This is a genomic window from Mixta mediterraneensis, assembly GCF_030283135.1.
GTDB classification, from domain to species: domain Bacteria; phylum Pseudomonadota; class Gammaproteobacteria; order Enterobacterales; family Enterobacteriaceae; genus Pantoea; species Pantoea mediterraneensis.
Genome location: NZ_JASUAZ010000104.1, coordinates 1 through 2,492, shown reverse-complemented (window position 1 = coordinate 2,492; position 2,492 = coordinate 1). Strand labels below are relative to the sequence as shown.

Annotated in this window: 1 protein-coding gene; it reads right to left on the bottom strand. The window is 25.3% G+C overall.

Annotation, left to right across the window (positions count from 1 at the left end):
* Window positions 1–958 precede the first annotated feature (958 nt).
* Window positions 959–2,272 (bottom strand): hypothetical protein, encoded by a 1,314-nt coding sequence (locus QRY16_RS21710; protein WP_289778025.1) that lies wholly within the window; start codon window positions 2,270–2,272, stop codon window positions 959–961.
* Window positions 2,273–2,492: the final 220 nt, after the last annotated feature.

Here is a 2,492-nt window from a genome sequence, read left to right as displayed (position 1 = left end):
GAAACATAATATATGATTCGTACTGTTCCCATTTGTACATTCGTTTTTAGTGACTTTCTGTAATTAATTTTGATGTAATGGTAAAGTTGAACAGATTCAAGTATTTTTTTCTTCAACATTTTGAGATGAATTAAGTTGTGACTAATCATTTTAATAATAAAACATATTTTAATGTTTCCCTAATATTGTTGTCCTCGATTATAATTTCATATTGTTTGTACCAATAATCTTTTAACATTCCCATAAATCATTAATTATTTTGAATTACTTTGAATCCATTTAAGTTGATATTTTAATTGCTTAATGTATAAGTAAAAATATTTAAGGTTCTTTAAAAATTAAATGATTTGAATCAATATTTCAGGTATTATAATCTAGGTGAAAAAAAATAATATTTGTCATTTTAATGTAATACAAAGTCTTATTATTGGGTTAGGTACATTTTTGGATATAAATTGACAACCAGTTGCGCTGACAAATAAATTAATAAATTAATGTATTATACTTTGATACAAAATTAAGTGTTTACAATCAAAAGGTTTTGGTATATGACAAGTTTTTCCTGGAATTGCTTTCCCAGTGACTTTTCTTACAGCCTTAGATCATGTTCGTTTCTTCCTGTTTCTTCTCAATTCATTGAAATCGTATTAAAAGTTCTTGTTGTTTCCAACATTATAAATAATTTTGGATCAATATTTCAGGTATTAGAAATTGTACTTTGCATTTTTTTTTATTAAATATGTACAAAAAGGCAAGAATAGTTTCAACTGTCGCTCTTCCCAGATCTGGGACTATGCTTTTCCAATAATTGAGCAATTTTTTAAAAATAAAATTAACAATTGAGATTTTCATAAGTTTTGCTTATTGTTTAAAGTTATTGCACAAAAATATAAAAAGTTTGAAGAATAAAACATTGCAAACTAAAAACGTAATATAAAAAAGGTTATTTGTAAATGTTTTAAAAAATAATTTCAATTAACATTCTTACTTGAATAATTAAATAGTTTGTTATAATACCCGTAGGCCCCACTGCAATGCCTATTGGTTTATCTGTATTTAACAACTCAAGATAATTTGTCCATTTCATTTTGGTTGAGTTAATATTTTTTTCATTTTTCAATTTGAACCATAATTTGTTTGCTAATTTTGTTGTGGGTTGATAAACAATTTGATTAATATCAATGCAAATTAAAAAGAGAAATAATGCGCCAAAAATTTGAACGACTAAAATGCAGAAAATAAAATAGTACATCATTGGATGAAGTTGACTAAAGAAAAAATTTTCCAATAAAAAAACATTGAATAAGAAGTTACTTAGAATATAATAGAAAGCAAGTTTAGACGAATTTGAATTTAAATGTTGCAAAAAAGTTATTATGTTGATGTGATAAGAACGATATTGATAACATTTCATAACAAAATGACATTTATTAGATGGTTTAATTAGTGTAGTGGTCATGTTTCGGTTAAGATTATTTAATTTAAATCGGTTTAAGAAGTTGAATATCAATAGTGCGAAAGCTTGATCCAAACCCGTTTCAACCAACTTTGCCAGAACGATTGTGAATAGCAATATATCATAGAAGAGAATAGGAAAATGAAACAAATAGATTGAAGGATTGTAAATCGCTTTAAATGTCACAATACAACACGCTAAAAATGTTGAAAAAGCTAAAAGTGTAAAAGAAAATATGCGAAACATATCTATAGCGATTGTTAAACGAATCAATCGTAAACGGAATGAATTAGATAACTCTGGATAATAGTGAAGAACTCGATTAAAGTAAATTTGATTAGAATTTGTTTGCATTTTAAACAATTCTATTGTAAGTTTAATTGGAAGAACTTTAACGTTTTGAAAACAATTGAACATTTTTCTACCAATTTCGTGATTTAGTAAGAAGAAATGATTCATGTTTCGTACAATTAGATCGTTCAAATGTTTCCATATAACTGGATGTGGACGATAATGAAGATGATAGTCACAAATAATTGTGTACATTGGTAAGCCACAACTAGTAATTAGAAGATATTCATCAAAATTATGTCCAATTACAATTCTTAAGAATGGATCAAAACGATAATAATTTTCAGTTTTATTGTTATGCATACAATAACTACCAATTGCCCATCGGAATGTAAGCAAAGGAATTGATACATAATAGATAGTTCGTATTATTCCCATTTGAACATTAGTTGATAAAGTTTTTCTATACAAAAGTTTTGTACAATGATAAAGTTGAATGTATTCAAGTATTTGACGATAAAACATTTTGAAATACATTAAATTATGATTTACTATATTCTGGTTTCAAGAATAATATTTATTCTAATGTTACTTGTTCACCGTTTATTTTATTAATGTTTTTTTTTGTTAACAATGAATGTAATTGATTTAATAATTTATACTCGAACGATAACCTTTTAATTTATAATGTAATTTAAATTATTGCTCAATAATTTCTACACGGCAACTAAATTTATAACATACG

Excerpts from the sequence above, each read along its gene's own strand:
- QRY16_RS21710 (WP_289778025.1), bottom strand. The coding sequence starts at position 2,272 with ATGTTTTATCGTCAAATACTTGAATACATTCAACTTTATCATTGTACA.